Source organism: Mycobacterium cajalii (genome assembly GCF_045809005.2).
GTDB lineage: Bacteria > Actinomycetota > Actinomycetes > Mycobacteriales > Mycobacteriaceae > Mycobacterium.
The window spans coordinates 5,238,724-5,256,223 of sequence record NZ_CM141436.1 but is presented as its reverse complement, the minus strand read 5'-3'; the positions used below and the strand labels follow the sequence as shown (position 1 = coordinate 5,256,223).

At 69.7% G+C, this 17,500-nt stretch carries 17 protein-coding genes and 1 riboswitch; of the genes, 8 read left to right on the top strand and 9 right to left on the bottom strand.

Annotated features, from left to right (window positions below; translation table 11 throughout):
* Window positions 1-122: 122 nt before the first annotated feature.
* Window positions 123-1,772: a DNA repair helicase XPB gene (locus ACJ512_RS24935; RefSeq protein ID WP_407687518.1), complete on the bottom strand. Its 1,650-nt coding sequence runs from the start codon at window positions 1,770-1,772 to the stop codon at window positions 123-125.
* A gap of 36 nt (window positions 1,773-1,808) precedes the next feature.
* Complete coding sequence (locus ACJ512_RS24930; protein WP_407687517.1) at window positions 1,809-4,076, bottom strand: helicase-associated domain-containing protein; 2,268 nt, start codon at window positions 4,074-4,076, stop codon at window positions 1,809-1,811.
* A gap of 142 nt (window positions 4,077-4,218) precedes the next feature.
* Here ACJ512_RS24930 and ACJ512_RS24925 point away from each other — a divergent pair, with 142 nt between their 5' ends.
* Genes ACJ512_RS24925 through ACJ512_RS24910 form a run of 4 tightly spaced genes read left to right on the top strand, consistent with a single transcriptional unit; the run spans window position 4,219 to window position 5,830 of the window.
* Window positions 4,219-4,419: a hypothetical protein gene (locus tag ACJ512_RS24925; RefSeq protein WP_369737097.1), complete on the top strand. Its 201-nt coding sequence runs from the start codon at window positions 4,219-4,221 to the stop codon at window positions 4,417-4,419.
* A gap of 9 nt (window positions 4,420-4,428) precedes the next feature.
* Window positions 4,429-4,929: a cyclic pyranopterin monophosphate synthase MoaC gene (moaC, locus tag ACJ512_RS24920; RefSeq protein WP_407687516.1), complete on the top strand. Its 501-nt coding sequence runs from the start codon at window positions 4,429-4,431 to the stop codon at window positions 4,927-4,929.
* A complete protein-coding gene (locus tag ACJ512_RS24915; protein WP_407687515.1) occupies window positions 4,926-5,408 on the top strand; it encodes a MogA/MoaB family molybdenum cofactor biosynthesis protein in 483 nt (160 codons plus the stop codon). Before moaC ends, ACJ512_RS24915 begins: the two co-directional genes overlap by 4 nt.
* Window positions 5,405-5,830 carry a molybdenum cofactor biosynthesis protein MoaE gene (locus ACJ512_RS24910; protein WP_407687514.1) on the top strand — a complete coding sequence of 142 codons (426 nt, stop codon included), beginning with the start codon at window positions 5,405-5,407 and terminating at the stop codon, window positions 5,828-5,830. Before ACJ512_RS24915 ends, ACJ512_RS24910 begins: the two co-directional genes overlap by 4 nt.
* Window positions 5,831-5,927: 97 nt before the next feature.
* On the opposite strand, the gene ACJ512_RS24905 is transcribed toward ACJ512_RS24910, so the two are convergent.
* Complete coding sequence (locus tag ACJ512_RS24905; protein ID WP_407687546.1) at window positions 5,928-6,770, bottom strand: transglycosylase family protein; 843 nt, start codon at window positions 6,768-6,770, stop codon at window positions 5,928-5,930.
* A gap of 267 nt (window positions 6,771-7,037) precedes the next feature.
* On the opposite strand from ACJ512_RS24905, the gene ACJ512_RS24900 reads away from it, so the two are divergent.
* The gene (locus tag ACJ512_RS24900) at window positions 7,038-8,306 is read left to right on the top strand and encodes an IS110 family RNA-guided transposase (protein ID WP_461480087.1); all 1,269 of its coding nucleotides are present in this window, start codon (window positions 7,038-7,040) and stop codon (window positions 8,304-8,306) included.
* 27 nt (window positions 8,307-8,333) lie between these two features.
* Window positions 8,334-8,548, bottom strand: a riboswitch (cyclic di-AMP (ydaO/yuaA leader).
* Between the two features lie 209 nt (window positions 8,549-8,757).
* Here ACJ512_RS24900 and ACJ512_RS24895 read toward each other — a convergent pair.
* Genes ACJ512_RS24895 through ACJ512_RS24885 form a run of 3 tightly spaced genes read right to left on the bottom strand, consistent with a single transcriptional unit; the run spans window position 8,758 to window position 10,524 of the window.
* Window positions 8,758-9,006, bottom strand: coding sequence for a MoaD/ThiS family protein (locus ACJ512_RS24895; RefSeq protein ID WP_407687117.1), 249 nt, complete (start codon window positions 9,004-9,006; stop codon window positions 8,758-8,760).
* Window positions 9,007-9,040: 34 nt separating this feature from the next.
* A complete protein-coding gene (gene moaA / locus ACJ512_RS24890; RefSeq protein ID WP_407687082.1) occupies window positions 9,041-10,123 on the bottom strand; it encodes a GTP 3',8-cyclase MoaA in 1,083 nt (360 codons plus the stop codon).
* On the bottom strand, window positions 10,120-10,524 hold the full coding sequence (locus tag ACJ512_RS24885) for a YccF domain-containing protein (RefSeq protein WP_407687118.1): 405 nt from the start codon (window positions 10,522-10,524) through the stop codon (window positions 10,120-10,122). The genes moaA and ACJ512_RS24885 overlap by 4 nt, the downstream gene beginning before the upstream one ends.
* Before the next feature lie 162 nt (window positions 10,525-10,686).
* Here ACJ512_RS24885 and ACJ512_RS24880 point away from each other — a divergent pair, with 162 nt between their 5' ends.
* The 3 genes from ACJ512_RS24880 (at window position 10,687) to ACJ512_RS24870 (ending at window position 14,165) form a co-directional block, all read left to right on the top strand.
* Window positions 10,687-11,094, top strand: coding sequence for a cold-shock protein (locus ACJ512_RS24880; protein WP_407687083.1), 408 nt, complete (start codon window positions 10,687-10,689; stop codon window positions 11,092-11,094).
* A gap of 97 nt (window positions 11,095-11,191) precedes the next feature.
* On the top strand, window positions 11,192-13,120 hold the full coding sequence (locus tag ACJ512_RS24875; protein ID WP_407687084.1) for an acyl-CoA dehydrogenase family protein: 1,929 nt from the start codon (window positions 11,192-11,194) through the stop codon (window positions 13,118-13,120).
* Between the two features lie 37 nt (window positions 13,121-13,157).
* Window positions 13,158-14,165 carry a glutathione S-transferase family protein gene (locus ACJ512_RS24870; RefSeq protein ID WP_407687085.1) on the top strand — a complete coding sequence of 336 codons (1,008 nt, stop codon included), beginning with the start codon at window positions 13,158-13,160 and terminating at the stop codon, window positions 14,163-14,165.
* On the opposite strand, the gene ACJ512_RS24865 is transcribed toward ACJ512_RS24870, so the two are convergent.
* From ACJ512_RS24865 to ACJ512_RS24855, 3 genes are all read right to left on the bottom strand, one after another.
* Entirely contained in the window at window positions 14,162-15,076 is a 915-nt protein-coding gene (locus tag ACJ512_RS24865) for a universal stress protein (protein WP_407687086.1), read from the bottom strand. The two genes, ACJ512_RS24870 and ACJ512_RS24865, sit on opposite strands and share 4 nt — an antisense overlap.
* Before the next feature lie 130 nt (window positions 15,077-15,206).
* Window positions 15,207-15,707, bottom strand: a complete 501-nt coding sequence (locus ACJ512_RS24860; protein ID WP_407687087.1) for a DUF2771 domain-containing protein — start codon at window positions 15,705-15,707, stop codon at window positions 15,207-15,209.
* Window positions 15,704-17,422 carry an MFS transporter gene (locus tag ACJ512_RS24855; protein ID WP_461479874.1) on the bottom strand — a complete coding sequence of 573 codons (1,719 nt, stop codon included), beginning with the start codon at window positions 17,420-17,422 and terminating at the stop codon, window positions 15,704-15,706. The genes ACJ512_RS24860 and ACJ512_RS24855 overlap by 4 nt, the downstream gene beginning before the upstream one ends.
* Window positions 17,423-17,500 lie beyond the last annotated feature (78 nt).

The window sequence follows — 17,500 nt, the reverse complement described above, 5'->3', positions numbered from 1 at the left end:
TAGGGCGCCATCGGCACTTGGATGCCGTGCCCGGTTCGGGTCTACGACAACGACCAACGCGACGATCGCTTCGAAGTGAACAATATCGCGGCCGGTGTGCTCAGCGGCGATCTCGCTACCATCTAAATCGCCGGTCCGAGCAGGTCGTCGGCGTCGCGGATGATGTAGCCGTAGCCCTGCTCGGCGAGGAAGCGCTGCCGGTGTGCGGCGTACTCGGCGTCCAAGCTGTCGCGCGCCACCACCGAGTAGAAGACGGCGCCACCGCCGTCGGACTTCGGCCGCAGCAGCCGGCCCAGCCGCTGGGCCTCCTCCTGGCGCGATCCGAATGTCCCCGAAACCTGCACCGCCACCGAGGCTTCCGGCAGGTCGATGGAGAAGTTGGCGACCTTGGACACCACCAGTGTGGACACCTCGCCGCGCCGGAAGGCGTCGAACAGTGCTTCGCGCTCCTTGGTCCTGGTGGATCCCTGGATCACCGGCGCGTCGAGCTCGGCGCCGAGTTCGTCGAGCTGGTCAAGATAGGCGCCGATCACCAGGGTCTGCTCGCCGGGGTGTTTCGCCAAAATCGACTTGACCACCGCGATCTTGGTGTGCACGGTCGAGCACAGCTTGTAGCGCTCCTCGGGTTCGGCGGTCGCGTATGCCATCCGCTCGCTCTCGGTCATCGTCACCCGGACCTCGACGCACTCCGCCGGCGCGATCCAGCCCTGCGCCTCGATGTCCTTCCACGGCGCGTCATAGCGTTTGGGCCCGATCAGGGAGAACACGTCGCCCTCACGGCCGTCCTCGCGGACCAGGGTGGCAGTCAGGCCCAGCCGCCGCCTGGACTGCAGGTCGGCGGTCATGCGGAACACCGGCGCCGGCAGCAGGTGCACCTCGTCGTAGACGATCAGCCCCCAGTCGCGGCTGTCGAAAAGCTCCAGATGGCGATACTCGCCCTTGGTGCGGCGGGTGACCATCTGATACGTCGAGATGGTGACCGGCCGGATCTCCTTGCGCTCGCCCGAGTATTCGCCGATCTCGTCCTCGGTCAACGACGTGCGGGCGACCAGTTCGCGCTTCCACTGCCTGGCGGCGACGATGTTGGTCACCAGGATCAGCGTTGTGGCACTGGCTTTGGCCATCGCCGCCGCCCCGACCAGGGTCTTGCCCGCGCCGCACGGCAGCACCACCACCCCCGAGCCGCCGTCCCAGAACGAGTCCGCGGCCAGCTGCTGATAGTCGCGCAGCGCCCAGCCGTCCTGCTGCAGACTGATCGGATGCGCCTCGCCGTCGACGTAACCGGCGAGATCCTCTGCGGGCCAACCGATTTTGAGGAGCATCTGCTTGACGCGGCCGCGCTCGCTGGGATGCACGACGACGGTGTCGTCGTCAATGCGCGCGCCCAGCATCGGCGCGATCTTCTTGTTGCGCAGCACCTCCTCGAGCACCGCGCGGTCCAGGCTCACCAGGGTCAGACCGTGCGCCGGGTGCTTGACCAGCTGCAGGCGGCCGTAGCGGGCCATGGTGTCGACGATGTCGACCAGCAGCGGCTGCGGCACCGCGTACCGCGAGTGCGACACCAGCGCGTCGACGACCTGCTCGGCGTCGTGCCCGGCGGCGCGTGCGTTCCACAGCGCCAGCGGCGTGATCCGGTAGGTGTGCACGTGTTCGGGCGCGCGCTCGAGTTCGGCGAACGGCGCGATGGCGGCGCGCGCCGCGCCGGCCTGCTCGTGGTCCACTTCCAGCAGCAGTGTCTTGTCGGACTGCACGATCAAAGGTCCGTCAGTCACAACAGCCGCTCCTCCTCTGTTTTGTCACGTGATCCATTATCGGCCGTGGGCCGACACCACCGACGTGATGCGGTGAATGGCGAAGTCACGCAGCCGCCCGGAGCCCGAGTCGAACGCCACCAGCTGACCGCCCCGGACGGTGATCGGCGACACCACCCGCTGGGTGGCCACGCCGGCGGCGTCGAGGTAGCCGATCACCAGCGTCTCCTGATCCTTTGCCGCGCGCTGCAGCAGCGACATCGCAACGGTCGGGTCGACGCGGATGTTCCCGAACGGTGCGGCGGTCACCTTGCGCAGCACCGACACGACGGCGTCCAGCGTCTCGGCGCTGGGCCGCGGCGCGGGGCGGTACGGCCGGCGCCGCTGCGGTGTGGCCACCCGCGCCCCGCGCGGCCTGACGTCGACGATGGAGCCGGAGGAATCCTCGGCGGCCGGGGCGAAGCCGGCGGTCCGCAACGCGGCGAGCACGTCGGCGATCGGCACCGGCGACACCGCCACCGTCGGCGCCAGGGCGCGCAACTGAACCCCTTCGACGGCGGGCGCCGCCAGCGCCTGGGCCAGCAGCGCCGGGTCCTCGCAGCGCACGAACGACGCGGCCATCCCGATCCGCAGCTGGCCATGCCGGCGCGCGACGTCGTCGATCAGGTACGTCAGCCCTTGCGGTACGGGGGTTTTGGAGTGCTGCGTGAAAAAACTCTGCATCCAGTCGCGGGTCCTGCCGACATCGAGCGCGTGGCGGATCGACTGCTCGCTGATGCGGTACACCATCGCGGCGCCGGCCGATTCGACGGTGGCGACGGTGGCCAGTTCGTCGGCGAGGTCGCGCTGCAGGGGGCCGGGCGCCACGACGGTCAGATCGGCCTGCACCAGGAAGTGGTCGATCGGCTCGGGCAGGGCGCGCGCCATCGCGTCGATCGCCAAGCGGGGGTCGGCGTCCTCGTCCAGCAGCGCGCGGCCGGGCGTGCTGATCGCCCCGCGGCCCACCAGTCCCAGCGCGTGGCTCTCGCTCAGCAGATCGCCGACGGGCCCCGGCTGCAGCCGTCGGGCCCACCGTGGCCGCCGCCACACCAGCGCGGCCGACGCCGCGGCCGCGTCGACGCAGGCGCCGGCGGGCAACTCCGAGAGCATGCCCAGCAGCAGTTGCCGATCCAACGGCGCCGCCGTCGAGTACAGCGAATCCGAAAGGGCACCATACGGTTTGGCGTCCGGGCCGCGCGTGCCGATCAGCGCCGGACGGCCCGGCAGGTCGAGCCAGGCCCCGGCCAGCAGATGCCAACGCTCGGCGGGGGACATCGCGGCGAACCGGTCGGTGGCCGGCGTCGGCGCCCAGTACGGTCCGTCGGCATTGGGGCCGTCGGCCGGCTCCGGATCGGGGGTGCCGCTGGCGATCAGGCCGGCCGCGGCCGTGATCTCGAGGATCAACCCGAGCCGCGGCTCCTCGATGCCGGTCGCCTTGGCCAGCCGCTTGAGGTCGCGCACCCCCAGTCCGCCGCTGCGCAGCTCGGGAACCGGTGCGGTGCTCAGGGTTTCGATCACCACGTCGACTTCCCGCAACAGGTCGATGACGGCTCCGGCGGCCGCGGCGTCGACGTCGTCGGGCGTGGTGGTCGACACCACCGGGTCGGGCGCCGTCAGCTGCATCGGGCCCGGCTGTTCGCCGCGCAGCACCTGCCCGACGTGGCGGGGCAGGATCACCGTCTCGGCGTCGATGCGTCGCAGCAGGCCCAGCGCCAGCAGCTGCGGCACCGGCCGGTCCGCCGGGGCGCCCGGGGCGGCGTCGCGGGTGCGGCCGATCGGGGAACCCTCGAGCAGTTTGTCCAGCACCTCGCGCTGTGGCGGGGTGAGACCGTCGACGAGGTCGGCGATCTGCCCGTCCGAGCGCGAGGTGTCCTCGAGCAGGACCTGGCCCGGGTGCCACGGCAGGGCGGTTCCCGCGTCGGCGGCCACCCGGACGGCGGCCTCGCCCCAGGCCAGTGCGCGCTCCCTGAGGTCGTCGAGCGCGTCGAGCACATCGGTCTGGGGCGCGCGGTCGCCGATCAGCGCCAGCAGCTTCGCGCTCGGCACCGGCGCCGAATCGGCGTGCAGCACCAGCAGGGCATCGAGCACCGCCAGTCGCAGGAAGTCGAGGTCGTCGGTGGCGGCCTTGACCGACTGGCGGGCCTGCGCGCGTGCCGCCAGCGCCGCGATGCTGCCGGGTGGGGGCTGGGCCAGGTCGGGCCGCAGTTGCAGAAGCCGGATCAGCCGCTCGTCGGGCAAGTCGGCCAGCCAGGACCCCAGCGGGATGTCCGGGGTGTTGTCGGTCATTGCCGACCAGCGTAAAGCAGCCCCCAGACCCCGCGTCCGCAGCGAGGACACGGTCAGGCCGCCGCAGGCCGGGGACACCCGAAGCGTGCGGACTGCCGACCTTGCGCCGCGCGGCCGGGCGCGCAATGTCAGAATGGACATCGTGGCTGACATTGCTGAGGGCAAGGCCCGCAAGACCAAGTACGTCGACAACGGCTGGCCTGCGACGGGGCCGGACGACCATGCGGTGAGCGAACTCGTCAGCGACCGCACGGGCGCGTTGTCGCCCTTCGGTGAGCTGTCCTTCCCGCTGCCCTCCGACGACCTCCCCTACGTGCACCCGGTTACCGAAATCAACCGCTAGGTCGCCGCGATGGCCGAGGCGTCCGAGGCCGCGACCCGCCCAGGCCCGCTGTCGCACCTGGACGAGCAGGGGGCGGCGCGCATGGTCGACGTCACCGCCAAGGACGCCACCAAGCGCACCGCCGTGGCGGCGGGAATCCTGCGCACCTCGGCCCACGTGGTGGGGCTGATCTCGACCGGCGGGCTACCCAAGGGCGACGCATTGGCCACCGCACGGATCGCGGGCATTCTCGCGGCAAAGCGCACGAGCGACCTGATCCCGTTGTGCCATCAGCTTGCGCTCACCGGGGTCGACGTGGAGTTCAGCGTGGGCGAGTCGGACATCGAGATCACCGCGACGGTGCGCAGCACCGACCGCACCGGCGTGGAAATGGAAGCGCTCACCGCCGTCAGCGTGGCCGGGCTTACGCTCTACGACATGATCAAGGCGGTTGACCCGGCCGCTCGCATCGACGACATCCGGGTGCTTTCCAAAGAGGGCGGCAAAAGCGGGAACTGGGCGCGGGGATGAGCGACCGATCCGCACGAGTCATCATCGCCTCCACCCGCGCGTCGACCGGACAGTACGCCGATCGGTGCGGGCCCGTCATCGCCGACTGGCTCGAGCAGCGCGGATTCGCGCCCGTCACGCCCCAGGTGGTGCCCGACGGGTCGGCGGTCGGTGAGGCGCTGCGCAAAGCCGTCGCCGCCGACGTCGACGTCATCCTCACCTCCGGCGGCACCGGCATCTCGCCCACCGACAGCACCCCGGACCAGACCGTGGCGGTGCTGGACTACATGATTCCCGGGCTGGCCGACGCCATCCGCCGCTCCGGGCTGCCCGGCGTGCCGACGTCGGTGCTGTCGCGGGGCGTGTGCGGGGTCGTCGGGCGGACCCTCGTGGTCAACCTGCCGGGCTCGCCGGGCGGAGTCCGGGACGGCCTCGGGGTGCTCGCCGACGTGCTCGATCACGCGCTGGATCAGCTCGGCGGCGAAGACCACCCGCGATGACGCTGGTCGTCCGGGCCGGGCTGACCGACCGGCCGATCTTTCTGCCCGAACACGAAGATCTGGTGCGGCACCGGTCGGCCGGGGCCGTCGTCGGGTTCGTCGGGATGATCCGCGACCACGACGGCGGGCGCCGCGTGGTGCGGCTGGAGTATTCGTCCCATCCGTCGGCCGCGCAGGTCATGACCGATGTCGTCACCGAGGTCGCGGAGCGGTCGACCGGCTTGCGTGCCATCGCGGCCAGCCACCGCATCGGCGCGCTGCACATCGGTGACGCGGCGCTGGTGGCCGCGGTGGCCGCCGACCACCGACAAGAGGCATTCGCGACGTGCGCCTTGTTGGTCGACACCATCAAGGAGCGGCTGCCGGTGTGGAAGCACCAGTTCTTCGACGACGGCACCGACGAATGGGTGGGTTCGGCCTGACGGCGCGGACGCCGGTCCGTCGCGGTCTGCAATGCCGACGCCGCCCCGCGAGCGCGTGGCCGGCGGGGCAGCGTCGAGCAGTCTGCTCTGGCGAGCCTCAGATGACGGCGGACGGCTGCGCCAGGGCGTCCAGCGCGTCGTTGCCGTGGATGTCCAGTCCCCGGATGGCTTCCCACAGCTGCTTGGTGTAGCCGACCTCGGAGGCCTGGTGCGGTTCCACTGGCGAGCCGTTGTCGTCGCCGGGCGGCGGCGGGGGCACGTCGGCCGGCGGGGGCACGTCGGCTGGCGCGGCGTCCGGCAAGCCGGCGTCGACGACCGGTGCGTCCTCGGGGGGTGCCGGTGGCAGGTCGGCCGGGGGTGCGAGGTCTTCGGGGGGTGCCGGTGGCAGGTCCTCGGGGGGTGCCGGCTGATGGTCCGAGGCCAGTTCCACGGCCGGCCGCGGGGGCTCCGCCGGGGCGGGAGGGGGCGGCGGGGGAGCGTCGGGCGCGGGACCGTCCGCGGGCGGGGGAGCGTCGGGTGGCGGCGCGTCCTCCGGCGGGGCGTCCACGCCCTCCGGAGCGAGCACCTCGCGCGGGGTCGCGTTCGACAGCCCGTGTCCGCATGCCGGCCAGGCACCCCGGCCCTGGGTCGCCAGGACTCGCTCGGCGACGGCGATCTGCTGTTCCCGGGTGGCCATCTGAGCCGCCGGGGCGTACTCACCGCCGCCGTGGGCGGCCCAGGTGCCCTGGCTGAACTGCAGGCCGCCTTGGTAGCCATTGCCGGTGTTGATCGACCAGTTGCCGCCGGACTCGCAACGGGCTACCTGGTCCCATTCGCCATCGGTGGCGGCGGCCGCCTGGCCGGCGAGGGCGATGCTGCCGCCGCCAAGCACCACCCCGGTGAAGGCGATCTTGGCGACATTGATGTTTGACGTAGCGGGCTTGCGGTGACGTCCACTCATACGCGCCGGGTAAATCCTCTCGTCTAGCCAAATTGACCTTGTGGTCGCCCGTTCCGGGGTGAAAATGGTGTGGTGGTCGCCTTGCGACGCCGTCGCTCTATGGTCCTTGCAGGCCGTCGTCTAGCCGGGTGCTGGGATCGCGTTGTGGGCCCTTCATTGTTGCCGCTTGTTCGAGCACGAGGATTAGATTCTGTTGTTGGCCTTGCGATTCCACGGGCGACCACACCCTTAGATATAGATCGGTGTGGAGACGGGAGGTCAGTGGCGGTGTTGCAGGAGTCCCATGATGACGAACAGATCATCGCCAGGGTCGCGGCCCTGGATATCGGCAAGGCCGAACTGGTGTGCTGTGTGCGTGTTCCTGCGCCCGACAGCGCGCGCAAACGGTTGCAGGAGGTGTCGACGCAGTCGACGATGACCGGCTCGCTGATCGAGTTGGCCAACCGACTGGTCGAGTTACGGGTCGAGCGGGTGGTGATGGAAGCCACCTCGGATTACTGGAAACCGGTGTTCTACCTGCTGGAGGCCCACGGGCTGGATCCGTGGCTGGTCAACGCCCGCGATGTCAAACATCTCCCGGGCCGACCCAAGACCGATGTGCTGGATGCGGTGTGGTTGTGCAAGGTGGCCGAACGCCAGATGCTGCGGCCCAGCTTTGTGCCACCCCCACCGATCCGGCGGTTGCGGGATCTGACCCGCTACCGCATCGACCTGGTCGGGGTGCGCACCGCGGAGAAGAACCGGGTCGAAAAGCTGCTCGAGGACGCCTGCATCAAGCTCTCGGTGGTGGCCTCCGATATTTTCGGGGTGTCCGGGCGCGCGATGATGGCGGCGTTGATCTCCGGCGAACGCGACCCCAAGGTACTCGCGCAGATGGCGCGGTCTCGGATGCGGACCAAGATCGGCCGGCTCGAGGACGCGTTCAACGGCCACTTCGACGCCCATCACGGGTTCCTGCTGGCGCGGATGTTGGACCGCATCGACGGTATCGACGCCGACATCGCCGCCCTCGACGAACAAATCGAGGCCTATCTGGCCCCTTTCGCCGCGGCGGCGACACGCCTGGATGAAATCCCCGGCATCGGGCCCATCGCCGCCGCGATCATCCTCGCCGAAATCGGCACCGACATGTCCCGCTTCCCCACCGCCGGGCACCTGTGTTCATGGGCGAAGTTCTCACCGGGGATCAACTCCTCGGCAGGCAAAACCAAGGGCAACGGCTCGACCGGGCACGGTAATCGCTACCTGGCGCGGGTCCTGGGCGAGGCCGCCGTGGTGGCCGGGCGCACCGACACCTTCCTGGGCGAACGCTACCGGCGCATCGCCCGCCGACGAGGCAAGAAACGCGCCATCGTCGCCGTCGGCCGCTCCATCCTCGTCATCGTCTGGCACCTCCTGGCCGACCAGGACACCCACTTCACCGATCTCGGCGCCGATCACTTCACCAAACACACAAACCCAGAGGTCAAAAAACGCAACCACATCCGCCAACTCGAAGCACTCGGCTACACCGTCACCCTCACCCCCGCAGCCTGACCACACCCGTATCGAGTCAGCTCACCGCCATTTTCGGATTAGCGCCTACGAGGTCAGCTGTCGGGTTCGGGTTGGAGAGGCCACCCGGCCGCGTCGAACTCTGCATCGAGACGACGCCGGCTTCACCCCAAGGAGTCGCGGAGCGACCCCGGTTCGGTCACGGTGGACCCGGTGGGTCCCCCGCCTCCATCCACGTACGGTCTGCCCCCCGCCTACTGGATGGAGCTCGGCGCGATAGGGAGGGGAGGAACGCCATTCGGCTTGCTTGGCGAACCTCCGGGAGACGCTAGCGGTTTCGGTTGGCGGCGTCACGTTTAGCGAAGCCCGGCGTTTCCGCTTCGGACACCTTCGAAAAGCCCAGCAGCGCTATGGCTTTCCGCAGGTCATTGCGCCCGAGATCGTGCCGTGTTCGGCCCGTTATCATTCCGTTACGTGAGATATGTCACAGGCCTCAGCCGCCAGCAAAAGGCGGGAGGACGTCGACCGTGTCGCCCGGGCACAACGCCGCGGCATCGTCTCGCACGGCGATCCCGTCGCGCAGGTAGGAGCAGCGGCGCAACACCGTGGCCAGGCGGGTTCCGCGCACGGCCAGCCGGTCGACCAGCTCGGCGAGCGTGGTGCCCGCGGGCAGCACCACGGTCTCGGCATCGGCTCCGGCGGCTGCGCGCGCGGCGGCGAAGTAGCGGACCGTCACCTGCATCCCGCCCGGATCGGCGGGGGCTTCGCTCGTGGCGCTAGCCACCGATCGCGCTCATCGGGCGGTCAGGCTGGACGAAGCCGGGGTCGTTGATGCCGTGCCCGGCGGGCTTGCCCCACATCGCGTCGCGCCAGGCCGCCTCGATCGCCTCGTCGGGCGCGCCGCCGCGCAGCAGGCCCCGAAGGTCGGTCTCCTCGGTGGAGAACAGGCAGCTGCGGACCTGGCCGTCGGCGGTGAGCCGGGTGCGATCGCAGGACGCGCAGAAAGCGTGCGAAACCGACGCGATCACGCCGACCTTTCCGGCCGGCGTGCCGGGCCCGGTGTCGACCAGCCACAACTCGGCCGGGGCGGACCCGCGCGGCGTCGGGTCGGGCCGCAGCCGGAAGTGCGGCCGCAGCGCGTCCAGCACGTCGTCGGCGCTCAGGGCCGCCCCGCGCCGCCATTGATGCCCGGCGTCCAGCGGCATCTGTTCGATGACCCGCAACTGGTAGCCGTGCGCCAGGCAGAACCGCAACAGTTCGACGACGTCCTCCCGGCCGGAGGCGGGATCGAGCACGGCGTTCACCTTCACCGGCGCCAGCCCCGCTTCCTTGGCGGCGCTCAGGCCGTCCAGCACGTCGGCCAGCCGGTCCCGGCGAGTGATGGTGGCAAAGCGGGTCCGGTCCACGGTGTCCAACGACACGTTGACCCGGTCCAGGCCGGCTTTGGCCAGCGCGGCGGCGCGGCGCGCCAGTCCCACCCCATTGGTGGTCAGGGAGATCTCCGGGCGCGGCCGCAGGGCGGCGGCCGCCTCGACCATCTCCTCGAGGTGGCGAGACAGCAGCGGCTCGCCGCCGGTGAAGCGCACACTGGTGACGCCCAGCCGCGTCACGGCGATATGCATCAGCCGGCTCAGCTCGTCGGGCCGCAGGAGTTGTTCTCCGGGCAGCCAGTCCAGCCCGTCGGCCGGCATGCAGTAACGGCACCGCAGGTTGCACCGGTCGGTCAGCGACACCCGCAGGTCGGTGGCGACCCGGCCGTAGGCGTCCGCCAGCGGGCCACCCGCGGGGGCATGCCCCGCCGCGGACCGACCGTCCGTGCGGCCGGGCACCACAGGCACGCCCAGGGCGGTCAGCGTCATGCGCGCACCCGTACGAGTTCGTTCGGGGAGTCGGCGGAAACGATCTGCTTGCCCAGCGGCATCAGCGAGACGGGGATCAGCTTGAGGTTTGCCAGCGCCAGCGGCAGGCCGATGACCGTGAGCGCCATCGCCACGGCGCTCACCAGATGCCCGATCGCCAGCCACACCCCGAACAGCAGCACCCAGATGACGTTCCCCAGCAGCGCGCCGGTTCCGGCGGTCGGCTTGTCGACGAGCGTCCGGCCGAACGGCCACAACGTATAAGAGGCGATGCGCAGCGACGCGAACCCGAACGGGATCGTGACGATCAACAGAAAGCAGACGAGCGCCGCCACGAGGTAGCCGGCGGCCATCCAGAGGCCGCCGAATATCAGCCACACAACGTTCAGGATCGGGCGCATGTCACCTCCGCAGTAGTGCCAGCCTAGCGAGTAACGCTCGGCCGGGGGGTGCTCGTCGGACAACGATCCGAGTAGCATCATGACTCGACATTGCGCCTCGCGCAGGCGGGGCGCTTCTTGTGTCGTTCAACTAGTGACCCGTCAGACAAGCAGGTGAGACCAGTGCCGACCGGCAAGGTTAAGTGGTACGACTCCGAAAAGGGGTTCGGCTTCCTGTCGCAGGAGGACGGCGAGGACGTCTACGTCCGCGCGTCGGCGCTGCCCGAGGGTATCGAGGGTCTCAAACCCGGGCAGCGGGTGGAGTTCGGCGTCGCCTCGGGCCGGCGCGGACCGCAGGCGTTGAGCCTCAAGCTGATCGAACCGCCACCCAGCCTCACCAAGGCCCGCCGCGAGGTGCCCGCGGAGCACAAGCACAGCCCGGACGAGTTGCACGGCATGGTCGAGGACATGATCACGTTGCTGGAGAGCACCGTGCAGCCCGAGTTGCGCAAGGGGCGCTACCCGGACCGCAAGACGGCCCGACGGGTTTCCGAGGTGGTCAAAGCCGTGGCCCGCGAGCTCGACGCCTGATCCGGGCGTCGGCGGGTCGTCGCACTCGTCGGGTGCGGTGATGTGAGAAACGGCCCGTGCTGGGTATTGCTCCTCGCAACCAGCGAGGAGGCTGCAAATGCCACAGCAAGCACACGTCACCGAGGAGCAGGCCAGAGCCGTTGCCGAGGAGTCCCGCGAAAGTGGTTGGGAAAAGCCATCATTCGCCAGAGAGCTGTTCCTGGGCCGGTTTCCGCTGGATCTGATACACCCGTTCCCCAAACCCACCGACGCCGAAGAGACCCGCACGCGTGCGTTCCTCGACAAGTTGCGGCAGTTCCTTCGCACCGTCGATGGCAGCGTCATCGAGCGTGAGGCCCGGATGCCGGACGAATACGTCAAGGGGCTGGCCGGATTGGGTTGCTTCGGCATGAAGATACCGGCCGAGTACGGCGGCCTGGAGATGTCGCAGGTGGCCTACAACCGGGCGCTGATGATGGTTTCGACGGTCAACCCCAGCCTGGGCGCGCTGCTGTCGGCCCACCAATCGATCGGTGTGCCCGAGCCGCTCAAGCTCGCCGGTACCCCGGAGCAGAAGCGAAAGTTCCTGCCGCGCTGCGCCGCCGGCGCGATATCGGCGTTCCTGCTGACCGAACCCGACGTGGGCTCCGACCCGGCGCGGCTGGGTGCCACGGCCACACCGGTCGACGGCGGTGACGCCTACGAACTCGACGGCGTGAAGCTGTGGACCACCAACGGTCTGGTCGCCGAACTGCTGGTGGTGATGGCCCGGGTGCCCAAGAGCGAGGACAGCTGTGGCGGGGTCAGCGCCTTTGTCGTCGAGGCCGATTCCCCCGGGATCACCGTGGAGCGGCGCAACAAGTTCATGGGACTGCGCGGCATCGAAAACGGTGTGACCCGGTTCCACCGCGTGCGGGTGCCGCGCGAAAACCTGATCGGCCGCGAAGGCGACGGCCTCAAGATCGCGTTGACCACGCTCAACGCCGGCCGGCTGTCGATCCCGGCGACCGCGGCAGGGGCGTCGAAGTGGTCGCTGAAGATCGCCCGCGAGTGGTCTGCCGAGCGCGTGCAGTGGGGCAGGCCGGTGGGCAAACACGAAGCGGTGGCACGCAAGATCTCGTTCATCGCGTCCACCGCCTACGCGCTGGACGCGGTGCTGGAGTTGTCGGCGCAGATGGCCGACGAGAGCCGCAACGACATCCGGATCGAGGCTGCGCTGGCCAAGCTGTGGAGCAGCGAGATGGCCTGCCAGGTCGCCGACGAGTTGGTGCAGATCCGTGGTGGGCGCGGCTATGAGACCGCCGAATCCCTGGCCGCGCGTGGGGAGCGCGCCGTTCCGGCCGAGCAGATGCTGCGGGATCTGCGGATCAACCGCATCTTCGAGGGATCCAGCGAGATCATGCGGTTGCTGATCGCCCGGGAAGCGGTCGACGTACACCTGAGCGCGGCCGGAGACCTCGCGAAGCCCGACACCGATCTGAAGAAGAAGGCGGCCGCGGCGGTCGGCGCCAGCGGATTCTATGCAAAGTGGTTGCCGCAGCTGGTTTTCGGTGAAGGCCAACGGCCTAAGGCTTACAGCGAGTTCGGTGCATTGGCGGGTCATCTCCGGTTCATCGAACGGTCCACCCGAAAGCTGGCCCGCAACACCTTCTACGGGATGGCGCGGTGGCAGGCCAAGCTCGAGCAGAAGCAGGGCTTTCTGGGCCGCGTCGTCGACATCGGCGCCGAGCTGTTCGCGATGTCGGCGGCATGCGTGCGCGCCGAGGGGCAGCGGTCCGCCGACCCGGCCGTCGGCCGCCAGGCCTACGAGCTGGCCGACACTTTCTGCCGGCAGGCGACCCTGCGGGTCGAAGCGTTGTTCCACGCGTTGTGGACCAACACCGACAGCGGCGACGTCCAGCTGACCCACGACGCGCTCGCGGGGCGTCACACCTGGCTGGAGGAGGGCATCTTCGACCCGTCGGAGGGCACCGGCCCCTGGATCGCCCACTGGGAACCGGGACCGTCGACCGAGACGGACCTGGCCCGGCGCTTTCTGAGTACCTAGCCGCGGACCGGCTCCTCGGCGGGGCAGAATTGCCGTCATGGCCTCCTACGTCGCACCGGCGGGCGAATTCACCCGCGACACCGACTACATCACCACGCGGATCACCGCCGACGGACGCGACGGGTACCCGGTCGAGCCTGGCCGGTATCGGCTCGTCGTCGCCCGGGCCTGCCCGTGGGCCAACCGCGCCATCATCGTGCGGCGCCTGCTCGGTTTGGAAAACGCTCTCTCCATTGGCTTTTGCGGACCCACCCACGATCAGCGCAGTTGGACGTTCGATCACGACCCCGGCGGTGTCGACCCCGTGCTGAAGATCCCGCGACTGCAGAACGCCTATTTCAAGCGATTCCCCGCCTACCCCAAGGGCATCACCGTCCCCGCGATCATCGACATTCCGACCGCGGCGGTGGTCACCAATGACTTCGCGCAGATGACGCTGGATTTCTCGACGCAGTGGACCGCCCATCATCGTGACGGGGCACCGGACCTGTACCCCGAGCCGCTGCGGGCCGAGATCGACGAGGTGAGCAAGAGGGTTTACACCGAGATCAACAACGGCGTGTACCGTTGCGGCTTCGCCGGCTCACAGCAGGCCTACGAAGCCGCCTACGATCGGCTGTTCGCCGCCCTGGACTGGGTCAGCGACCGCCTGGCCGGGCAGCGCTACCTGGTGGGCGACACCATCACCGAGGCCGACGTGCGGCTGTTCACCACCCTGGTGCGCTTCGACCCGGTCTACCACGGGCATTTCAAATGCAATCGCCGCAAGCTCAGCGAGATGCCCGTGCTGTGGGGCTACGCGCGTGACCTGTTCCAGACGCCGGGCTTCGGCGACACCGTGGACTTCAACCAGATCAAGAGGCACTACTACATCGTGCATGCCGACATCAACCCGACCCGTATCGTGCCCAAGGGACCCGAGCTGCAAAACTGGCTGACCCCGCATGGGCGGGAAGCGCTGGGCGGCAACCCCTTCGGGAAGGGAACGCCGCCCGGCCCGCCCCTCGACGGCGAACGCGTCGCCCACCGGCGGGAGGGTAGCTAGCCCTGCCGGGCGACGATCACCGGCGCGCGCACGGCCTGCACGACGGCGGTGCCCACCGATCCGAGCAGCATCCCCGCGAAGCCACCGCGCCCGTGGCTGCCGACGACCACCAGCTGCGCGGACGCCGAACGCTCGATCAGATGCTGCGCCGGCCGGTTGGTGACGACCACCCGATGGACGGTGACGTCGGGATAGCGCTCCCGCCAGCCGACCAGGCGCTCGACCAACGTCTCCTCGGCCGCCGAGCGCAGTCTCGTCCAGGACGTCCTGGTCGTTCCGGCCCACTCCCGGCTCGGGAGGTCGGGGACCTCGGCATCGGTCCAGGCGTGCAGCGCCACCAAATCCACACCCCGCCAGGAAGCTTCGTCGAAAGCGATCGCGGTGGCCAGCTCCGAGGCCGGTGACCCGTCGATGCCGACCAGGACGCAGCCCTGTGGCGGCGGCGAAAAGCCGCTGTGGATCACCGCCACCGGGCAGTGGGCATGATGAACCAAACCCGTGCTGACAGACCCCAGCAGCGCTCGCTCCAGCGCGCCGTGGCCGCTTCTGCCCACCACGACCATGTCCGCTTTGGTGGACAACTCGACAAGGCTGGCGACCGGTCCCGCGGCGGACAACTCGCTGTTGACCCGCAGGCGGCGCTCCCGGGTCATGTCGTCGACGAGCTTGGCCGCGTCGGCGAGCACCTGACGAGCGTTCGCGTCCAGCTGCTGGACGACTTCTGCCGGGAGGGACTCACCCGACCACTCGAGCACCGGCGAGCCGGCCGGCAACCGCGCGGCGGCGTGCACCAGGGTCAGCGCCACGTTGCGCATCGTCGCTTCGTGGACCGCCCACTGCATGGCCGCGTTCCCGTCGGGCGATCCGTCGACCCCGACGACGATTCCCGGATCCGCTATGTCGCTGACCATATCGCTGTCCCATCGCTCGAGAGTTCGCTTCGGCCCCTCGACCCTAAAAGCGCGCCACCGCGCAGTCAGGAGCCGTTCGTCCCAAGCATTGGTGACTTGAGGCCCAACAACCCGACCCTCGGGTGCTCGCTCAGGAGGTAAGCCGCACGGACCATTCCGCGTGCGGGACATCGCGCAACTGCCCGGAGCTGTCCAGCGCCAGCGTCAGCAACTGCACGACTATCCCGGTGAGCCGGCCGCGTTGGCGGTCGACCGAGGGGATGGTGACCGCCATCCGGGTGTGCGGTCGGAACAGGGTGGCCGTCGTGTTGGCGGGGTCCTCGTACACCTGCAGGAGCCGCCAGGGTGCCCGGGCGATGGCTTCGGGCACCGAGAGCTGCACCGGGTAGCGGTCGCTGACCGGCAGTTCGCCCTGGGTCTGCGGGTTTTGACAGTCGTTGAGGTCGAGCACGTTGCAGTACATGTACGGCCCGACCCGGGTCAGGTGGCCGTGCGAGTAGGCGCTGATCTGCGGCCGCTGCGGCCCGGGGTGACGCAGCAACAGCCATGTCGCAACCCCGCCGCCGACGGACAGCAGCGTCACCAGGGTCACGACCAGCAACCTCACCCCGCGCCCGCGCCGGGGTCTCACTCCGGCACCGCCGCCGGCTTGCCCGTGCCGCGCCGCCGCCTGCCTTCCTGCTCGACCATGACCGGGCGATTGCCCCCGAGCCCGGGAATCAACGAGTCGCCGCGGAAGCTCACCAGGGTCTGTGCCAGCCCGAGGATGAGCAGGGCGGTGACCGCGGTGAAACCGATCCACCATTCCGTGTACACCAGGACGCCCAGCGCCCCGCCCAGCACCCAGGCCAGCTGCAGCGTCGACTCCGAACGCCCGAACCCCGACGCCCGCGACTCCTCCGGCAGATCGTTCTGCAACGACGCGTCCAGCGAGGCCTTGGCGATCGCGCTCGATCCCGACGTGACCAAGGTGGCGATCACCGCCACCATCAGGTTGCCCGCCACCGCCGCCGCCAGCGCGACGGTGCACACCGCCACCGCGCAGCGCACCACCAGCACCGCGGGCCTGCCCAGTTGCAGGCGGGCGCTGGCGAAGTTGCCGGCGAAGTTGCCGATGCCCGCCGCGGCCCCGATCATGCCCAGCATGCCCAGCTGCACCCAGCCGTTCGCCTGGTGCGCCTTGGCCACGAACGCCGGGTACAAGAACAGAAATCCCACCATGACCTTCACGGTGCAATTGCCCCACAGCGAAGTGATGATGTTGCGGCCCAGTGGTTGTCGCAGTGTTCCGCTGACCTTTTTGACCTCTTCGGGCCAGCTGCGGCGCAGCGGGCCGCTGTCCCGGCGGTAGCTCAGCGTCGCCGGGACCTCACCGGCGGTCACCTCGACCCAGCGCGGAATCCGCATCGACAGCATGGCGCCGACGATGGTGACGGCGACGACGACGAACAGCGCGCCCGGCAGCTTGAGCAGGTGGGTGCAGACGAACTCGACACCCGCCGCGATCGCGCCGCCGGCGATGGTGCCGCCCAGCAGACCGAACACGGTCAGCCGGGAGTTGACCCGCACCAGGTCGATGGTCGGCGGCATGACCCTGGGTGTGACGGCGCTGCGCAGCACGCTGAACGACTTCGACAGCACCATCATGGCCAGCGCGCAGGGATAGAGCACCCACGAGGGGTAGCTGCCGGACAGGCCGTCGTAGTTCATGATCAGCACCGCCGCCAACCCGGTGCGCAGCGCGAACGAGGTCGCCAGCGCCACGCGGCGGCCATGCTGCAACCTGTCCAGCGCCGGACCGATCAGCGGCGCGATCACCGCGAACGGGGCGATGGTGATCAACAGATACAGTGCGACCCGGCCTTTGCTCTCCCCGGTGGCCGCGGCGAAGAAGAGCGTGTTGGCCAGGGCGACGGCCATCGCGGCGTCCACCGCGAAATTCGCCACCACCGGCCAGGTCAGCGCCGTCAGCCCGGACTTGTCCGCGCCGTCGGCCGTGGCGGCGCGTTGCACCATCGAGTACATCCGGGAACCCATCTCCCGGCTGCGCTGCGCCGCGGCGCGGGTGACGGTGATGCGTTCGCCCGCGGCGGGACCGCGTGGCGCGCTGCTACCGCGGTCCGGTTCGGGTCGTTCGCCCAGGGGCGGCAGGTAGCGGTTGGCGCTCGGCATCGGCGGTGGGCGGCGCGCGCGCCGCTGGTCGGAGCCGTCGGGCGGGTAGTTGGCCAGGCCGGGATGCGGGTTGGCCGCCCCCCGGAGGTCCGAATGGGTCCGGCGGCCCGGGTTGGGGGCCGCGCGGCCCGGATCATCACGCCGCCGTCCAGACACCACGCAATTCTCTCCCATGGCCGCTTCCTGCGTCCGTAGGTCACCGGGTGTGGCTCGCACCCCTAGTATTGGAGGCGCGATGCAGAGAGAGGTAAG

What these genes read in the sequence shown, in the direction of transcription:
- ACJ512_RS24930 (WP_407687517.1), bottom strand. Translation starts at nt 4,076, where the DNA reads ATGACCGACAACACCCCGGACATCCCGCTGGGGTCCTGGCTGGCCGAC.
- ACJ512_RS24855 (WP_461479874.1), bottom strand. Translation starts at nt 17,422, where the DNA reads ATGGGAGAGAATTGCGTGGTGTCTGGACGGCGGCGTGATGATCCGGGC.
- moaA (WP_407687082.1), bottom strand. Translation starts at nt 10,123, where the DNA reads ATGACGCTGACCGCCCTGGGCGTGCCTGTGGTGCCCGGCCGCACGGAC.
- ACJ512_RS24875 (WP_407687084.1), top strand. Translation starts at nt 11,192, where the DNA reads ATGCCACAGCAAGCACACGTCACCGAGGAGCAGGCCAGAGCCGTTGCC.
- ACJ512_RS24915 (WP_407687515.1), top strand. Translation starts at nt 4,926, where the DNA reads ATGAGCGACCGATCCGCACGAGTCATCATCGCCTCCACCCGCGCGTCG.
- ACJ512_RS24870 (WP_407687085.1), top strand. Translation starts at nt 13,158, where the DNA reads ATGGCCTCCTACGTCGCACCGGCGGGCGAATTCACCCGCGACACCGAC.
- ACJ512_RS24865 (WP_407687086.1), bottom strand. Translation starts at nt 15,076, where the DNA reads ATGGTCAGCGACATAGCGGATCCGGGAATCGTCGTCGGGGTCGACGGA.
- ACJ512_RS24895 (WP_407687117.1), bottom strand. Translation starts at nt 9,006, where the DNA reads ATGCAGGTGACGGTCCGCTACTTCGCCGCCGCGCGCGCAGCCGCCGGA.
- moaC (WP_407687516.1), top strand. Translation starts at nt 4,429, where the DNA reads ATGGCCGAGGCGTCCGAGGCCGCGACCCGCCCAGGCCCGCTGTCGCAC.
- ACJ512_RS24885 (WP_407687118.1), bottom strand. Translation starts at nt 10,524, where the DNA reads ATGCGCCCGATCCTGAACGTTGTGTGGCTGATATTCGGCGGCCTCTGG.
- ACJ512_RS24905 (WP_407687546.1), bottom strand. Translation starts at nt 6,770, where the DNA reads ATGAGTGGACGTCACCGCAAGCCCGCTACGTCAAACATCAATGTCGCC.
- ACJ512_RS24910 (WP_407687514.1), top strand. Translation starts at nt 5,405, where the DNA reads ATGACGCTGGTCGTCCGGGCCGGGCTGACCGACCGGCCGATCTTTCTG.